The 17314-nt window shown below is 32.5% G+C and carries 16 protein-coding genes and 1 riboswitch; of the genes, 11 read left to right on the plus strand and 5 right to left on the minus strand.

Going from position 1 to position 17314, the window contains the following annotated elements:
- The first annotated feature begins 47 nt into the window (after positions 1-47).
- A complete protein-coding gene (locus ER639_RS02435; protein ID WP_129064161.1) occupies positions 48-704 on the plus strand; it encodes a type 1 glutamine amidotransferase domain-containing protein in 657 nt (218 codons plus the stop codon).
- A 36-nt stretch (positions 705-740) separates the two neighbouring features.
- Here ER639_RS02435 and ER639_RS02440 read toward each other — a convergent pair whose 3' ends face one another.
- Together ER639_RS02440 and ER639_RS02445 are read right to left on the minus strand one after the other, a co-directional pair.
- Positions 741-1112 carry a hypothetical protein gene (locus ER639_RS02440; RefSeq protein WP_129064162.1) on the minus strand — a complete coding sequence of 124 codons (372 nt, stop codon included), beginning with the start codon at positions 1110-1112 and terminating at the stop codon, positions 741-743.
- The gene (locus tag ER639_RS02445) at positions 1109-1795 is read right to left on the minus strand and encodes a hypothetical protein (RefSeq protein WP_129064163.1); all 687 of its coding nucleotides are present in this window, start codon (positions 1793-1795) and stop codon (positions 1109-1111) included. The genes ER639_RS02440 and ER639_RS02445 overlap by 4 nt, the downstream gene beginning before the upstream one ends.
- Positions 1796-2057: 262 nt before the next feature.
- Here ER639_RS02445 and ER639_RS02450 point away from each other — a divergent pair, with 262 nt between their 5' ends.
- Both ER639_RS02450 and ER639_RS02455 read left to right on the plus strand, forming a co-directional pair.
- Positions 2058-3311, plus strand: a complete 1254-nt coding sequence (locus tag ER639_RS02450) for an aminoacyltransferase (protein WP_129064164.1) — start codon at positions 2058-2060, stop codon at positions 3309-3311.
- Positions 3312-3326: 15 nt separating this feature from the next.
- A complete protein-coding gene (locus ER639_RS02455; protein WP_129064165.1) occupies positions 3327-4589 on the plus strand; it encodes an aminoacyltransferase in 1263 nt (420 codons plus the stop codon).
- 158 nt (positions 4590-4747) lie between these two features.
- On the opposite strand, the gene ER639_RS02460 is transcribed toward ER639_RS02455, so the two are convergent.
- Entirely contained in the window at positions 4748-6349 is a 1602-nt protein-coding gene (locus tag ER639_RS02460; RefSeq protein ID WP_129064166.1) for a choice-of-anchor I family protein, read from the minus strand.
- 152 nt (positions 6350-6501) lie between these two features.
- Positions 6502-6876 (minus strand): hypothetical protein, encoded by a 375-nt coding sequence (locus ER639_RS02465; RefSeq protein ID WP_129064167.1) that lies wholly within the window; start codon positions 6874-6876, stop codon positions 6502-6504.
- Positions 6877-7072: 196 nt separating this feature from the next.
- Here ER639_RS02465 and pepF point away from each other — a divergent pair, with 196 nt between their 5' ends.
- Together pepF and ER639_RS02475 are read left to right on the plus strand one after the other, a co-directional pair.
- Entirely contained in the window at positions 7073-8869 is a 1797-nt protein-coding gene (gene pepF / locus ER639_RS02470; RefSeq protein ID WP_129064168.1) for an oligoendopeptidase F, read from the plus strand.
- A gap of 39 nt (positions 8870-8908) precedes the next feature.
- On the plus strand, positions 8909-9610 hold the full coding sequence (locus ER639_RS02475; protein WP_240663975.1) for an SDR family NAD(P)-dependent oxidoreductase: 702 nt from the start codon (positions 8909-8911) through the stop codon (positions 9608-9610).
- Between the two features lie 56 nt (positions 9611-9666).
- Here the strand turns inward: ER639_RS02475 and ER639_RS02480 are convergent, their stop codons facing one another.
- Complete coding sequence (locus ER639_RS02480; RefSeq protein WP_129064170.1) at positions 9667-10533, minus strand: CvfB family protein; 867 nt, start codon at positions 10531-10533, stop codon at positions 9667-9669.
- A gap of 152 nt (positions 10534-10685) precedes the next feature.
- Here ER639_RS02480 and ER639_RS02485 point away from each other — a divergent pair, with 152 nt between their 5' ends.
- The 6 genes from ER639_RS02485 to dapD all read left to right on the plus strand — a co-directional run bounded on the left by ER639_RS02485 (position 10686) and on the right by dapD (position 17301).
- Entirely contained in the window at positions 10686-12290 is a 1605-nt protein-coding gene (locus ER639_RS02485) for an ABC-F family ATP-binding cassette domain-containing protein (protein ID WP_129064171.1), read from the plus strand.
- Positions 12291-12440: 150 nt separating this feature from the next.
- Positions 12441-12614: riboswitch (Lysine riboswitch) on the plus strand.
- 67 nt (positions 12615-12681) lie between these two features.
- On the plus strand, positions 12682-13890 hold the full coding sequence (locus ER639_RS02490) for an aspartate kinase (protein WP_129064172.1): 1209 nt from the start codon (positions 12682-12684) through the stop codon (positions 13888-13890).
- Between the two features lie 25 nt (positions 13891-13915).
- Positions 13916-14908, plus strand: a complete 993-nt coding sequence (locus tag ER639_RS02495; protein WP_129064173.1) for an aspartate-semialdehyde dehydrogenase — start codon at positions 13916-13918, stop codon at positions 14906-14908.
- A gap of 13 nt (positions 14909-14921) precedes the next feature.
- The gene (gene dapA / locus ER639_RS02500; RefSeq protein WP_129064174.1) at positions 14922-15812 is read left to right on the plus strand and encodes a 4-hydroxy-tetrahydrodipicolinate synthase; all 891 of its coding nucleotides are present in this window, start codon (positions 14922-14924) and stop codon (positions 15810-15812) included.
- The gene (gene dapB, locus ER639_RS02505; RefSeq protein WP_129064175.1) at positions 15809-16525 is read left to right on the plus strand and encodes a 4-hydroxy-tetrahydrodipicolinate reductase; all 717 of its coding nucleotides are present in this window, start codon (positions 15809-15811) and stop codon (positions 16523-16525) included. The genes dapA and dapB overlap by 4 nt, the downstream gene beginning before the upstream one ends.
- 59 nt (positions 16526-16584) lie before the next feature.
- A complete protein-coding gene (gene dapD / locus ER639_RS02510) occupies positions 16585-17301 on the plus strand; it encodes a 2,3,4,5-tetrahydropyridine-2,6-dicarboxylate N-acetyltransferase (RefSeq protein ID WP_129064176.1) in 717 nt (238 codons plus the stop codon).
- Positions 17302-17314 lie beyond the last annotated feature (13 nt).

Below are 17314 nucleotides of genomic sequence, written 5' to 3' on the forward strand. Positions count from 1 at the left end.
TCTTTGTTATGATGAATATCAATACAAATGAAAGGACGTGTGAATTTATGAGCAAAAAAGTATTAATCGTTGTCACAAGTACAGCAAGCTTCAAAGATGGAACACCAACTGGACTTTGGTTAGCAGAGGCAGCAGAACCTTACAAAGTATTTGAAAGAAATGGTATTGAGGTTGATTTTGCTTCACCTAAAGGTGGTGCAACGCCACTTGATCCGAATTCTGTTGCAAATAATGAAACAAAAACATTTCATGATGTTGTTAAAAAGTTAGAACAAACAACAAAATTAAAAGACGTTGTATTTGAAAATTATGATGGTATCTTTATTCCAGGTGGTCATGGTACAGTATTTGACTTACCAGGAGATAAAGATTTGCAAAATATTTTAGCATTCTATAAACAAGATAATCGTGTGATTGGTGCTGTTTGTCACGGTCCAAGTGCTTTTGTTGAAGCGAAATTAAACGATGGTAGTTATGTCGTTAATGGCGTGAAATTAACAGCCTTTACGAATGAAGAAGAAATTCAAATGAAATTGGATGACCAAGTGCCATTTATGTTACAAACGGAACTAGAACGTCAAGGTGCTGGTTTCGTAGTTGGTAAAGCATTTACTGAACATGTTGTTACTGACGGTAAATTTGTTACAGGTCAAAATCCACAATCAAGTACAGCAGTTGCTGAAGCATTTGTTAAAGTACTATAATCATTAAAAAATAGATATCCGGATTTATCCGGATATCTATTTTTTTGTATCAGCAGGTAATCCTAAATGTAGCAATAATCCTAATAATACACCAAATAATAGACTGAGCATCGTCCCGAGCAAGATATACTCACTCTTTTTATCTACTTTATCCGGATTTAAATTCGGTGTATCATCTTTTAAGTCATTGAATCTTAATATAGATTTACTCGCAATGACAAGGCCAATTGCGGTGTATTCTTTTAGTACAAAGAATATTAAAATAAGTAGCCTCTCGATATAACCGATTAACATCCCGATATGGTCTGTTGATTTAAATTTTGTTTCGCTCATTAAAGTCAATATCCATTTGATAAGTGGGCCAGAAGCTAAATATAAGAAAAATGTGAGTACGAATACCCAAATCATAACAACCACTCCTTTATTGCTGCCTTAAACTGTTTATCGAAAACTTCGAGGTCATCAGACGCTTCATCGTGTTTTAAAAATAGCTTTAATTGCTGTTCTATTAATTTCAGCTGTCTTTTATGAGCACGTTTTAATTGGGCTGAAACTGTAGAAGTCGTTTTGTTAATTTTTTCAGCAACGACTTTTTGATTTGGATAAACAAGGTCATATAATAGTAATGATTGTTGAACCTCTGTATGTGCTTCAGTAATTTCAGTAATATAAGGAAATACGATGTCATTAAACAAAGGTGTCACATCACTTTCGAAATGCATATGAAAATGGCTGATATCCGAATGTTTTACTGCAGTTAGTGCATTTCTCGCATGTTTAATAAGTGGATCATTCCAATGCTCGATATTACCTGTTGGCCAATCGATATCACCGATTGCTATACCGAATTTGACGGGTTGATTTTTGAACGGCCACAATAATTTGATATAATAAGAAAGAAGTAAGGTCGCATTCACATCGTTACATACAAAAAACAATTCATCACCCATTCTAAAATCTGTATAGCTGAATGATAAGTGCTGTGTTGATTTTTCTGTATAGGTTGTGAGTTGTTCTAAGAAAAGACGAATGTCTTTACCATTCTCGTATTTAGTGCTATTGGAAACATCCATGACCATAATTGCTAACATATTGGACCTCCTAAGTTGATATATGAATGTGTAAATAGAAAATTCGATAAATTAAACGAATTTAAAAATATTCGATTGATTCGTCGAATATTTAAAAATTCGACGATTTAATCGAATTTTAACATAAATTAGAGAGAAAGTCATGTACATTGCTATTTGAAGCTAAATGTACAACTATTCAAAACGCAAGACAAAATAGTATGAATATGCAATAATTGATAAGCATAAGTCATACAAAGTATGAAGAATTAAGGAGATAAAAATGAAATTTACGAATTTAACTCAAGAAGAATTTGGAGCATTTGCAGATAAGAGTGAATACAGTCACTTTACACAAATGGCCGTAAATTATGATTTAAAGGTATCTGAAGGCACTGAAACACACTTAGTAGGTGTTAAAGATGCACAAGGTGAAGTGATTGCAGCAGGTTTATTTACTGCAGTGCCTGTATTAAAGAAATTCAAGTATTTCTATTCTAATCGTGGACCGATTATGGATTATGAAAACACAGCATTAATACAATTTTTCTTTGAGCAATTAAAGACCTATTTAAAAGGCAATCAAGCTTTATTTTTACGAATTGACCCATATGTACCATATCAAAGATGGAATCATGATGGTGAGTTAGAAGAAACATACGCAACAAAAACATTATTTGAGACATTCAAATCACTTGGATTTACACATCAAGGATTTACTAAAGGATTTGATCCAGTGCATCAAATTCGATGGCATTCTGTATTGAATTTAAAGGATAAAGATGACAAACAAGTCCTTAAAGATATGGATTCATTACGTAAACGAAATATTAAGAAAGTCTTGAAAAATGGTGTGAAAGTCCGCTTCTTAAAAGAAGATGAACTTCATTTATTCCGACAATTTATGAGAGATACAAGTGGCAAAAAAGAATTTTTAGATCGCGATGATAAATTTTATTCTGACCGCTTAAAATACTTTAAAGACCGTGTACTTGTACCATTAGCGTATATAGATTTCACAACATATATTCCAGAATTAGAGTCTGAACATCAATCAGTGTCTAATGACATTGAAAAAGCCAAACAAGAAATTGAGAAAAAACCAGACAATAAAAAGTGGCAAAATAAATTACAAGATGCTAAAAAACAATTGGTATCTATTGAAGAAAAGCTTGAGGAAGCGAAACAATTACATCAAGCACATGGTGATACTTTGCCAATAGCAGCATCATTCTTCTTAATTAATCCGTACGAAGTGGTTTATTTAGCAGGTGGTTCTTCAAATGAATTTAGACACTTTGCTGGTAGTTACGCAATTCAATGGAAAATGATCAACTATGCTTTAGAACACGGTATCGATCGCTACAACTTCTATGGTATTAGTGGAGATTTTTCAGAAACAGCAGAAGATGCAGGTGTGATTAAGTTTAAAAAAGGTTTCAATGCAGATGTGATTGAATACATTGGTGACTTTGTATTGCCAATAAATAAGCCGATATATAAATTATATGAAGCAGCTAAGAAAATAAAAAAATAGAAAAGTAGGGGTTACATGCAATTTACTGAGTTGACAAAACATGAGTTTACGGACTTTGTTTGGCAAACACAAGAAATGAGTCATTACTTTCAATTACAAGAGAATATTAAAAATAGAGAAAACGATGGATATTATGTTGTTCTATTAGGTGTAAAAGAAGAAGGTAAAGTCATTGCAGCCAGTCTATTTTCTAAAGTACCGACTTTTGGCAGTTATTTTTATTATTCAAATCGTGGTCCAGTAATGGATTATTCGAATAAAGCATTGGTTGATTTTTACTTTAAGTCATTAGATCAATACTTAAAGACGCATCAAGCATTGTATACAAAGATTGATCCATATGTGATTTACAAAAAATATGACAAGGATGTTCAATACAATGAAGCATATGGCACAAATGATGCGATTATTGAGCAACTTGAAGCATTAGGTTATGAACATCAAGGCTTTTCAGTTGGTTTTAGTAGTGTGTCACAAGTCAGATGGATGAGCGTTTTATACTTAGAAAATGAAACACCAGCAAGCATTATGAAACAATTTGACTCACAACGTAAGCGCAATATTAAAAAGGCACAAAAATATGGAGTAAAAGTCAGATTGTTAGATAAATCGGAATTAAACCTATTTATGGATTTATATAAAGAAACAGGAAACCGTTCAGGTGAAAGTTTTATTATCCGTGAAGATGCTTATTTTGAAGGCTTTAATGACTTTTATGATGACAAAGTCATATTACCGTTAGCATATATCGATTTAGATGAATATATCAGCAAGTTGGCTGATGAAATTGCAAACGATGAAAAACAACGTGATCAAATGATGTCAAAACCAGAGAAATCAGATAAGCAATTAAAGAAAATCGAAACCTTAGACGCTGATATTCACCGTAAACAAAAAGAATTATTAGATATGAGTGAATTACGCAAAACAGATGGTCCAATTCTAAATTTAGCAGCCGGCATGTTCTTTGAGAACCATTTTGAGATCAATTATTATGCTGGCGGTTCAAGTTCAAAATACAATCAATTTATGGGCCCATATGCAATGCATTGGTATATGATTAATTATTGTTTTGAACATGGTTATGATCGCTATAATTTTTACGGTGTATCTGGAGATTTTAGTGAATCTGGTGAAGATTATGGTGTTTATCGATTTAAACGTGGATTTAATGCACAAATTGAAGAATTGATTGGAGACTTTATTAAACCAATTAATAAACCAAAGTATTTAGCTTATAAAGCATTACAAAAAGCAAAGCAAACGATTAAAAGATAAAAATTAAACTAATCATATTAAAAGAAATAATTAATAAGCACATATCTATAGATTTAGATATGTGCTTATTTTTAATATTTTAGTTTACATAATATATATTATCGGAAGTTGTGGTTAGGAAAGATAGAGACCTACTTTATTGTAGATCTCTATTTCAATTACTTTAATTCATAAGCTGCAATTGTACCAGACATTTCATGACTAACTAATAACATTGCTTGTTTTGTTGGTGAATCTTTTTTACTTATAAAAGTAATACCTTCTGGTGAAATATCACCATTGTCATTTGATTTAAAATAAGTTTCAAATTTTGGTTTTGTTGGATTATCAATATTATAAACCATAATACCATTTGCACGTTCTAAACCGATAAATGCATATGTATGTTTATTGACTTTACCAACGGTAACTGATTCAGGCTCAACACCTTTATCATCACTTCTTGAATCAAATTCAATTTTACCGCGAGTTTCTTGGTCTGAATTAAACGCATCTTTATCTGCAGTTAATACAATAGACTCGAAATCATCTTTTGAATCATATACACGCTTTAATGAATCACCATCTAACACTGAAAAACTTCTACCACCAAAAGTAACTGGCACATCATATTTACCATTTGTTGTAAATGGGCTAAAAGTACTTGTTTTTAAGCGACCCATTGACTTCTTATCATCAAATAAACCAAGGTCAAATCCTTTTAAATAGCGACTCGATGGATTAAAGTGATCTTTAATATCTTGTACACGTGTTTCTTCACTAAATCCTTTATAATCTTGTGAATCCCCTTCATTTGCAGTTAAAATATATGTTTTGCCTTTAAATTCAACTTTTGCAACACCATCTGGTTGATACATACCAAACAATGGGTAGTTTTGCATATTTGCTTTACCATCTTTATCAGAAACATCTATTTTTGAAGTTTGATAAGATTTATAGCCAAGCCCTTTTACTTTAACGAATTTACCCTTGGCAATATCTAATTTTGCAATTGCATTGCGTTCTTGAATAGAAACATATGCATAGCGATTTTTAGCATCAATCGTAATATACTCAGGCTCTAAATTGTTAAAGCTTTCAAGTGCATTTCTACCTAAATTACGCACATCTTTATGGATTAATTTTTTATCAAATCGAACCGTTTTAACGTGAGATTGCTTTACTTTTCCGTAAGGGTTTACTTTAATAATAGATACAGAACCTTCAGGATTAACGGTATATGCATCATTAGGTTCACCTTCATTAGCTGAAAGTAGTGTTTTGTAATCAGAAGTAAACGTCACCATATCTGGTAAACTGCCTACTTTTACTTTAGATAGTAATTTGCCATCAGGCGTTAAAAATGCAATGGTTCCTTTATCTGTTTTGTTTTCAGCTGGAATACTTACAGCAATATAATGATGTTTCGTATTTACTGCGACACTTGTTATATCAGAACCTTTAATGCCTAAATCTTTTAATAAAACACGTTTAATTAACGGTAATTTATCATGTTTTAAACCTTTTAAATCTAAAATATCAATCGCATTTAAAGCACCATTGATAGAATATGCACGTTGCAATTTATAATCTACACTTACAATTTCAGTTGCACTTTCTCCATATTCTGCTTGTGCATCATAACGCGCTTTTTGACTGATTTTTAAATGACTAATTGGACCATAAGCTTTCACTGAAACCGCTTCAACACTATTCATAGATAATAAGGCGCTTATTGATAACACAGAAATACCAGTTATGACTTTTTTAAATGAATTCATGATTTGCCTCCAAATGATTGATTTAAAAATAGCATAGCGTTTTTTTGTAAATTATAAATAAATTTTGTAAATTTAATACAATATTTTTGTTACAAACGCATAAAAAATAAGACACCGAAGTGTCTTATTATAAATTTATATTAAATTCATCATTATTCATCAATTTTTGTAGCACGTGCTTCGCCACGATTGATTTCATTATCAAAACGTTCTTGATCTTTAACCGCTTTTCTTTGCATTTTTTTCTTTTGACGACGTTCTTTAGTTACAAAGAAATAAACGATGTCTAAAATTAATGCAATGATGGCTAAGAAAATTGCATAGCCTAACAAAGCGTTGTACTTAATATCAAAGAAGTTTGGTAATACAAACGCTGAAATGGCTAAAACGATAAATGTGATTACAGGTGTGATTAAAAATCTACCCATCACTAAGCCTAATAATAATGATACAATTAACATCCCTACGATAGATATTAATAAGAAGTTTGGAATTTCAAAAAACTGAATATCTCCTAATAAAAACATACATTCACCTCATAAATATAAAAATGTTATATTAAATATACCCAAATGTCATTCATTTTATACCTAATATTTAAAATAAGTTTACCACATAATAAAAATTGTATATACATAAACTTAAAAAATAGTATTTTATAATATTCAAAATTTTCGAAAATAACGTATAATATAGACAAGATAAGAAGTTAGGAGTGTTAAAATGTTAAAACGTAATGAAGTTAATATTGAAGAAACATGGGACTTATCCCCTTTATTTGAATCTGATGCGGCTTTTTATGCAACATTAGATAAAGTGATTGATGAAGTTAAAGCCTTTAATCAGCAATATGTAGGAAGATTAAATCAAACTAATGTCATTGAACAGGCACTAAAGGATTTAGAACAGCTATACATTCAATTAAATACATTATCAAACTATGCAAGTTTAAATTTCTCAACAGATCAAACAAATGCTGAGGCTGGTAAGTTATATAGCAAATTCTCATCAAGTTATGGACAAATGTCTAGCCAATTATCATTTGTGAATTCTGAAATCAGTCAATTAGATGAAGCAATACTAAAGGAATTGTCAACAACAAGCCAATATCAACGATACTTTGCTAAGCTACTTGAACAAAAGCCATATCAATTACATCCTGAAGTTGAAAAAACATTAGCTGCTTTCTCCCCTGTATTTGGTGGTCCATATCAACTGTATGATACAACTAAAATGTTAGATATCGATTTTGGTACATTTGAAGCACATGGTAAACAGATACCGATGAGTTATGTTTCTTTTGAAGGTGAATTAGAAGTTGATGGTGATACTGAAGTCAGAAGAAATGCATTTAGAAAGTTTTCAGATACATTAAAACAGTATGAAAACACAACAGCAAAAACTTATGATTTAATCATTCAACAAGAAAAAATTGAATCGGATTTACGAGGATATGATTCTGTTATTGATTTCTTACTCCATGAACAAGAAGTTTCTCAAGATTTATATCATCGACAAATTGATTTAATTACAAAGGAATTAGCACCGCATATGCGTCGTTATGCAAAATTACTTCAAAGAACAAATGGCTTAGAAGAAATGCGCTTTGAAGATTTAAAGATTTCTATTGATGAAACTTATGAACCGGATATCTCAATTGAAGGATCACGAGAATATATTAAGCATGCGCTTAGTGTATTAGGCGATGATTATATGCAATTGGTTAATGATGCATATGATAAGCGCTATATTGATTTTGTACAAAATGAAGGTAAATCAACGGGTGCATTTTGTGCAAGTCCATATGCCACAAATCCATATATATTAATTTCATGGACTGCTAAAATGACAGAAGTATTTGTATTAGCACATGAATTAGGTCATGCAGGTCACTTTAATCTAGCAAATCAACATCAGTCTATTTATGATGCGGATTGTTCAATGTATTTTGTTGAAGCTCCAAGTACGATGAATGAAATGTTAATGGCAAATTACTTATTAAAATCATCTAATGATCCGAAATTTAAACGATGGGTAATTGCAAGTATCATCTCTAGAACGTATTATCACAATATGGTGACACACTTATTAGAAGCAGCATTTCAACGTGAGGTTTATCGATTAGTTGACCAAGGTGAATCGATGACGGCCGAAACTTTAAATGAAATAAAACGAAAAGTGATTGAAGACTTCTGGGGTGAAGATATTGTGATTACTGAAGGTGCTGAGTTAACTTGGATGAGACAACCTCATTATTATATGGGCTTATACCCTTATACTTATTCAGCTGGATTAACGATTGCAACATTAATGTCAAAACGTATTTTAAATGAAGGCCAAACAGCAGTCAATGAATGGTTAGAAGTTATGAAGGCTGGTGGCAGTAAAAAACCTGTAGAACTCGCTGCAATGGTTGGCATCGATTTAACGACTGATGCACCATTAAAAGAAACCATTGCTTATATTGGTGAGTTAATTGATGAATTAGAAAAATTAACAGATGAAATTGAACAACAATAAGAATCAGCAGGCATTTGCCTGCTTTTTTGGAGGTTTATAATGAAAGAAAAAATTGTAGTGATTACAGGTGCTAATCAAGGTATTGGTTTAGAAATCAAACGTCAATTTGAACAAAATGGTGCAATTGTTTGTGATATCGACATAGAGCCAGGTGGATTTTTTCAAGGAGATATAGGAAATCAAAAAGTGATCGAAAGATTTTGCGAACAAGCGATTGAAAAGTATGGGCATATTGATTATTTAATTAATAATGCGATGCCATTGATGAAAGGTATTTCTGAATGTTCATATGATGACTTTGTATATGCGTTAAATGTAGGTGTAACTGCCCCATTTTATTTAACAAAATGCCTTACTCCCTACTTCAATGAAGGTGCGTCTATTATTAATATTACTTCTACACGTGCTTTTATGAGTCAGAAAGAAACAGAAAGCTATTCGGCTTCAAAAGGTGCTTTAGAAGCTTTGACACATAGCTTAGCAATGAGTTTACAAGGTAAAGCTCGAGTAAATGCCATTGCCCCTGGTTGGATAGATACAACCAATACAGATTATCAAGATGAAAATGCATTACAACATCTTGTAAAACGTGTAGGCCATCCAAGTGATATTGCCAGTATGGTACTTTACTTATGTTCAGATAAAGCAAGTTTTATTACAGGACAATCTTTCACCATAGATGGCGGTATGAGTAAACAAATGATTTATCATCATGATCAAGGTTGGGAATATAAAAACTGAGAAGGGGCATATGCCTCTTCTCAGTTTTTATTGTAAATAGGTTTAATTCTATATGTTTAATTGATTAACTTAATCTTATCTGGTTCAATAATGATGCGTTTTTGTTTGTACAATCTACCAATAGCACGTTTAAAGCTACCTTTACTCATGTTAAAGACATCTTTAATCGCTTCTGGATCTGATTTATCTGAGAATGGCAATTCTCCTTCATATTCATTTAATAAAGCAAGGATTGCTTCAGAATCGTCATCCATTCTTTCATGTGCTAATGGTAAGAACGATCCATTTAAAGTGCCATCTTCTTTATGACCAATGATACGTACCTCAACAGCTTCTCCTAAACGAGGTTCTGTTTTACGCTCTGATTCATGTACAAATATTTTGTACCCTTCTTTTGATAATAAGAAGGTACCTACACGTAATAATCGATATGGGTGTGCTGTAATTGTTGTATGTAATAAATCAATACTTGCTTGTGAATACATGCTATCTACGATTGTTTCAGATGCTAAGCGCCCATATAATTGATCGTTTTTATCAACACGTAATGTTGCAAATACTTCATCACCAGTTGTTGGCCATACATCTTTTACTTTCGGCAAATCTTCCCAAGGAATTTTAATTTCTCTTGGTATACCCACATCGACTGTCGCACCATCACGATCAGTCTTAATCACTTTTACCCAATCATACTTATCCGTTGAAATGGCAGGCATATTTTGTGTTGCAAATAAATCCCCGTTACGGCCAGGGTATACGAAAAATGTATAATCTTCACCAATTTCTAATTCGTCATCTTCTAATACTTCAGATAAATTTAACTTTACTTCTTCATTGTTTGGTCCTAATAAGTAATATGTAGAACCTTCTAAACGATCTACGCGTAAAAAGTCGATACTACCTGATAATTGTTTTTTTTCCATGTTTTCTCCTCGTGTTACATAATCCATAATATTATAACATAAATTGAACTTTTCCGCTGTTGTAATCCATGATTAAAATCTATATCATTTATTCAGTTATATGATATAATTTAACGGACTATGAGTTAATAACAAATGTGAGGAGAAAATACATGTTACAAGTTTCTAATGTAAGTTTACGCTTTGGCGATAGAAAGTTATTTGAAGATGTAAATATTAAATTTACACCAGGTAACTGTTACGGTTTAATTGGTGCCAATGGTGCTGGTAAATCGACATTTTTAAAAATATTATCAGGAGAATTAGATTCTCAAACAGGTCATGTTTCTCTTGGAAAAGATGAGCGTTTATCTGTATTAAAACAGGACCACTTTGCTTATGAAAATGATCGTGTATTAGACGTTGTATTACGTGGTAACGAGCGTCTATGGAACGTTATGAATGAGAAAAATGAAATTTATATGAAACCGGATTTCTCAGATGAAGATGGTATGCGTGCTGCTGAACTTGAAGGTGAGTTTGGTGAAATGGGCGGATGGACTGCTGAAAGTGATGCGCAAGTGTTATTATCAGGTCTTGGTATTAAAGAAGACTTACACGATAAAAACATGTCAGAATTAGAAAATAACCAAAAAATTAAAGTATTATTAGCGCAAGCTTTATTTGGTGAACCTGATGTATTATTACTAGATGAGCCTACCAACGGTTTAGATATCCCTGCCATCAGTTGGTTAGAAGAATTTTTAATCAACTTCGAAAATACGGTTATCGTTGTATCCCATGACCGTCACTTCTTAAATAACGTTTGTACACATATTGCTGATTTAGACTATGGTAAGATTAAAATCTATGTGGGTAACTATGACTTCTGGTACCAATCAAGTCAATTGGCACAACAAATGTTACAAGATTCAAATAAGAAAAAAGAAGAAAAAATTAAAGAATTACAAGACTTTATTGCCCGCTTCTCTGCGAATGCATCTAAGTCTAAACAAGCAACAAGTCGTAAAAAAATGTTAGATAAAATTCAATTAGATGATATTCAACCTTCTAGCCGTAAATATCCATTTGTAAACTTTAAACCTGAACGTGAAATTGGTAATGAATTATTACAAGTTCAAGGATTATCTAAAACTGTAGATGGTGTTAAAGTTTTAGATAATATTTCATTTACGATGAATCCAAATGATAAAGCAGTTTTAGTTGGTGAATCTGAAATTGCTAAAACAACATTACTTAAAATTTTAGCTGGTGAAATGGAACCGGATGAAGGTACGTATAAATGGGGTGTCACAACATCTCAAAGTTACTTACCAAAAGACAACTCTGAATTCTTTGAAGGTAAAAATATTGATTTAGTCGAATGGTTACGTCAATATGCACCACCTGAGGAACAAACAGAAACATTTTTACGAGGTTTCTTAGGTCGTATGTTATTCTCTGGAGAAGAAGTACGTAAAAAAGCGACTGTTTTATCAGGGGGAGAAAAAGTACGTTGTATGTTAAGTAAAATGATGTTATCTTCAGCAAACGTATTATTACTTGATGAACCAACTAACCACTTAGACTTAGAAAGTATCACATCAGTCAATGATGGATTAAAAGCTTTTAAAGGTTCTTTAATCTTTACATCACATGACTTTGAATTTATTAATACAATCGCAAATCGTGTGATTGATTTAAATGTACCTGGTGCATTGTCGAAAGAAATTTCTTATGAAGAATATTTACAAGAAACGGGTGTATTAAAAAAATAATCAAACTACCCTACCCTCTTCCATCATTTGATGGTTGAGGGTTTTTGTATATTCATACAGAATTTAATCGAAATATAAATTGTCTAATTATTATAAAAACACTTTACAATTCAAAATAGTTTGTGTATAGTTGAAAACAACAATTGAATCAATTAGAGATGAGGCGCATCAATCATCAGTAGATAATGAGAAAGCTGCAAATGAATTATTGAAAGGGTGCGATGCCGAAATGTATATATGATTGCAGTCATATATATGTTGGATCCCAAGGTTAAGAGCTATGGATCTGTCATTATTGAAAAATAATGGAGTGCATCGCTTGTATATACAACAAGTTTAGGATGCCTAAGCTTGTTTTTTTTATACATGATGCCTCTTAGGAGGATATCACTTGGAAAATCAAATCACAGTACTAAAATTTGGTGGCACATCAGTTGGCGATTTTGACAAAATTAGAGCCATTGCAAATTATTTAAAAGAAAGAATTAATTTAGGAGAAAAATTGGTTGTAGTTGTTTCTGCCATGGGTAAAACGACAGATCATTTACTTGAAAGTGTACAACAATTATCGAGTACTCCAAAAGAAAGTGCCCTGGCCATGTTACTCACAACAGGTGAACAACAAACCATTTCTTACTTGTCTATTGTCTTAAATGATTTAAATATTGCAGCAACTGCTCTAACCGGTGCACAAGCTGGCATAAAAACAAAAGGACATCATTTAAAAAGTAAAATCATCACTATTGATGCGAGTCTGATCAAACAAAAACTAGAGAATAATGATTGTTTAATCGTTGCAGGGTTTCAAGGCATTAATGAATTTAATGAAATGACCACTTTAGGTCGTGGCGGAAGTGACACGAGTGCAGTTGCCCTAGCAGCAAGTTTAAATGTCCCATGTGAAATTTATACAGACGTTGCCGGTGTTTTTGGCACTGATCCAAGACTTTATCCAAATGTCAAACAACTGCATCAACTGAGTTATGAAGAGATGATGGAAATGTCGAGTCTTGGCGCTGGTGTATTAGAAACAAGATCGATTGAAATCGCGATGAATTATCAAATTCCTATTTATTTAGCGAAAACACTTTCAAAACAGAAAGGAACATGGATTATGTCACAAAATGAAATTATCGAAAGAAAAGCCGTCACCGGTGTTGCATTAGATCAAAATATGCAATATGTAACAATACATTACCCAATGAATGATGCAAGGTTGATTAAAATGATATTTAATGCGCTTGAAGAAGGCTTTATTAATATTGATATGATCAGTCAAATTGTCAATGAAGAAGGACTTCAAATATCATTTACGATGAAAGATACAGATACAACACAGATTACCAATATTTTCGAAGAGATTAAAACCACCTACCCTTCTCTCATTTATAAAATGCAATCTAATTATGTAAAAATATCTGTGATTGGTTCAGGAATGAAAGATATGAGTGGTGTCGCTTCGAAGGTGTTCATTACTTTAATTGATGAAGACATTCCATTTTATCAAGTGACAACAAGTGAAATTAGTATTTCATATGTTATTGATAAGCAAAATGGAAAACATGCAGTACAAACATTATGTGAAGCATTTCAAATTTAAAAATGATTAAGGACGTGACTATATTATGAGTAAAATTGCAGTAGTTGGTGCAACAGGATTAGTTGGAGAAAATATGTTAAAGATGTTAGAAAAACAAAACATACCATTTGAATCATTGGTATTATTTTCATCTGAAAAATCTGCAGGTAAAGAGATTACATTTCAAGGAAAGACATATATTGTCGAAGCATTAACAGAAGAAAAAGCAAGAGCACATTTTGATTATGTGCTAATGAGTGCTGGAGGACAAACTAGTTTAAAATATAGCCCAATATTTGAATCAGCGGGTGCAATTGTAATTGATAATTCAAGTGCATTTAGAATGTTTGAAGACATTGATTTAATTGTTCCAGAAGTGAATGAACCGAAGTTAAAGCGTGGTATTATTGCTAACCCTAATTGCTCAACGATTCAATCGGTCGTGCCTTTAAAATACTTAAATGATCAATTTGGTATTACACGCGTAAATTATACAACTTATCAAGCTGTATCAGGCAGTGGTGTTAAAGGAAAACAAGATTTATTGAACGGTGAAAAAGGTTTACCACCTCAAAACTACCCTCATCCAATTTACAACAATGTATTACCGCACATTGATGACTTTTTAGAAAATGGCTATACAAAAGAAGAACAAAAAATGATCGATGAAACAAGAAAAATATTAAACTTACCCGATTTAAAAGTCAGTGCAACATGTGTCAGAGTTCCCGTATTAGATTCACATTCGGTATTAATTAATGTGACTTTAGATAAACCGACTACAGTTGAAGAAATCAAACGTGTATTTGAATCAGCTGAACACGTCGTATTGATTGATAATCCATCAAATAATGAATATCCATTAGCAATCAATAGTACTGGAAAAGACGAAGTATTTGTTGGACGTATCCGTCAAGATGATAGTTTAGATAATACATTTTATATTTGGTGTACTGCCGATAATTTATTGAAAGGTGCTGCATTAAATGCAGTACAAATATTAAAACAACTGCTCGATAAAGGATTAAAAAGACAATAAAGGAAGTGTTCTTATGACCAATGTTTATTTTGAAGGTGCTGCAGTAGCAATCACTACCCCGTTTCAAGACGATGTAATAGATTATGAAATGTATGAGAGACATATCGAATGGCTCATTGAAAACGATATACAAGCCCTATTTGTGAATGGTACAACAGGCGAAGCCTCAACTTTATCAGAAGATGAGAAACTAAAACTGGTTGAAATTGCAGTTAAAACAGCGAACAAACGTATTCCTATCATTGTAGGTACTGGCACAAATAATACACAAGCCTCAATTGAACATTCTTTAAAAGTAAAAGCTTTAGGTGCTGATGGTATTATGTTGATTACACCTTACTACAATAAAACGAATCAGCGCGGTTTAATTCAACATTTTGAAACGATTGCAAATGCAGTACAATTACCAGTAGTGTTATACAACGTGCCAGCTAGAACGAATATGACGATTGAACCAGAAACCGTATTAATATTATCAAAAAATCCATATATTTATGCATTAAAAGATGCTACGAATGATATTGAATATACTAAAAAAGTAAAAGCTTTAGTCAATGAAGATTTTAAATTATATAGCGGTAATGACGATTCAATGATTTCATTTTTTGAATATGGTTCAGGCGTAATTAGTGTCGTCGCAAATGCTATTCCTAGTGAAATCCAAAATATTTATGAGCTTTATCAAGAAAATCCTGAACAGTCAAAACATGCATTTGATCAAGTAGTACCAATTATTCAAAGTTTAGATGTGGACATTAATCCAATTCCCATTAAAGCTTTGATGACACATTTAGGTTATGCGCATGGTACAGTGCGTTTACCACTCGTGCCGTTACTTAATGATCAAGTAAATACATTAATCGAAACATATGAAATGAATAAGAATCGAGTGAGTGTAATATGAGAATATTATTATCAGGATTTGGTGCGATGAACCAACGTGTTGCGAGTTTAGCAATAGATCGTGGTCATGAAATTGTCGGTGTCGTACTGAATAATCCTAAAAGTATCCCCTATCCTGTATATGATTTAAATAGTACGTTGCCAGAATGTGATGTCATGATTGATTTTTCACATCCGGATTTGATTTTACCTTTGTTAAAGTCAAATCCCAATATGCCATTGGTGATTGCCACAACTGGAAATAAGGAAGCAATCGTATCATCTTTACAATGTTTGAGTGAATCTCAGCCTGTATTCTTTAGTGCAAATATGAGCTATGGTGTTCATGTGCTTACAGAACTTGTTCAATATGCGACAAAATTATTACCAAAATATGATATAGAATTGATTGAACGTCATCATCGTAACAAAGTCGATGGCCCTAGTGGCACGTTAATCCAATTACTTGATGCAATCCAACAAGAAAGAGCCTTAACACCGATTACGGATCGTACACTAGAAAGTAAAAAAAGAATGAATGATGATGTTGGCATTAGCGTCGTTCGTGGAGGTTCTATTGTTGGAGAACACGAGATGCTATTTGCAGGTCATGATGAAACGATTCAAATCATTCATAAAGCACAAAGTAAAGACATCTTTGCAAATGGAGCGATAGATGTTGCCGAACAACTCATTACAAAAAAGCCTGGTTATTATACATTTCATAATTTATAACTTTAAAAATTAAAATCAAAACATATTTAAATAAAATCAAATGATACAAGGAGTTCAAAATGGAAAATTTATCTGCGCAAGAGATTATACAGTTTATAAGTGAATCAAAAAAGCAAACACCAGTGAAAGTATATGTAAATGGTGATTTTCAAAATGTAATGTTCCCAACGACTTTAAAAGTATTTGGTAGTGACAACTCTAAAACGATATTTGGAGATTTATCGGATTGGGATGCATTTTATGAACAAAACAAAGCAATCATTACGGATGTTGAAGTGGAATATGATCGAAGAAATTCAGCCATTCCATTAATTGATCAAACGAAAATAAATGCTCGTATCGAACCTGGTGCCTTTATTCGTGAACATGCGGTTATTAAAGATAATGCAGTCATTATGATGGGCGCAACAATCAACATTGGTGCTGTCGTTGGTGAAGGTACTATGATTGATATGAATGCAACATTAGGCGGACGTGCGACGACTGGTAAAAATGTTCATGTTGGAGCTGGTGCTGTCCTTGCTGGTGTGATTGAGCCACCAAGTGCAGATCCTGTCGTGATTGAAGACGATGTATTAATTGGTGCGAATGCAGTGATATTAGAAGGCGTTCGAGTTGGACGAGGAGCTGTTGTTGCTGCAGGAGCTATTGTTACAGAAGATGTGGCACCTGGTACTGTTGTTGCTGGTACCCCTGCACGTGTGATTAAACAAGCTTCTGAAGTTGAAGGTTCGAAAATTGAAATTGTGCAAGCTTTAAGAAATTTAAATCAGTAATATTGGAGGTCGT

Source organism: Macrococcus sp. DPC7161 (genome assembly GCF_004117835.1).
Taxonomy (GTDB): Bacteria; Bacillota; Bacilli; order Staphylococcales; family Staphylococcaceae; genus SDSC01.

Bases quoted from the DNA above. Each gene is read 5' to 3' on its own strand.
- ER639_RS02435 (WP_129064161.1), top strand. From the start codon at position 48: ATGAGCAAAAAAGTATTAATCGTTGTCACAAGTACAGCAAGCTTCAAA.
- ER639_RS02440 (WP_129064162.1), bottom strand. From the start codon at position 1,112: ATGATTTGGGTATTCGTACTCACATTTTTCTTATATTTAGCTTCTGGC.
- ER639_RS02445 (WP_129064163.1), bottom strand. From the start codon at position 1,795: ATGTTAGCAATTATGGTCATGGATGTTTCCAATAGCACTAAATACGAG.
- ER639_RS02450 (WP_129064164.1), top strand. From the start codon at position 2,058: ATGAAATTTACGAATTTAACTCAAGAAGAATTTGGAGCATTTGCAGAT.
- ER639_RS02455 (WP_129064165.1), top strand. From the start codon at position 3,327: ATGCAATTTACTGAGTTGACAAAACATGAGTTTACGGACTTTGTTTGG.
- ER639_RS02460 (WP_129064166.1), bottom strand. From the start codon at position 6,349: ATGAATTCATTTAAAAAAGTCATAACTGGTATTTCTGTGTTATCAATA.
- ER639_RS02465 (WP_129064167.1), bottom strand. From the start codon at position 6,876: ATGTTTTTATTAGGAGATATTCAGTTTTTTGAAATTCCAAACTTCTTA.
- pepF (WP_129064168.1), top strand. From the start codon at position 7,073: ATGTTAAAACGTAATGAAGTTAATATTGAAGAAACATGGGACTTATCC.
- ER639_RS02475 (WP_240663975.1), top strand. From the start codon at position 8,909: ATGAAAGAAAAAATTGTAGTGATTACAGGTGCTAATCAAGGTATTGGT.
- ER639_RS02480 (WP_129064170.1), bottom strand. From the start codon at position 10,533: ATGGAAAAAAAACAATTATCAGGTAGTATCGACTTTTTACGCGTAGAT.
- ER639_RS02485 (WP_129064171.1), top strand. From the start codon at position 10,686: ATGTTACAAGTTTCTAATGTAAGTTTACGCTTTGGCGATAGAAAGTTA.
- ER639_RS02495 (WP_129064173.1), top strand. From the start codon at position 13,916: ATGAGTAAAATTGCAGTAGTTGGTGCAACAGGATTAGTTGGAGAAAAT.
- dapA (WP_129064174.1), top strand. From the start codon at position 14,922: ATGACCAATGTTTATTTTGAAGGTGCTGCAGTAGCAATCACTACCCCG.
- dapB (WP_129064175.1), top strand. From the start codon at position 15,809: ATGAGAATATTATTATCAGGATTTGGTGCGATGAACCAACGTGTTGCG.
- dapD (WP_129064176.1), top strand. From the start codon at position 16,585: ATGGAAAATTTATCTGCGCAAGAGATTATACAGTTTATAAGTGAATCA.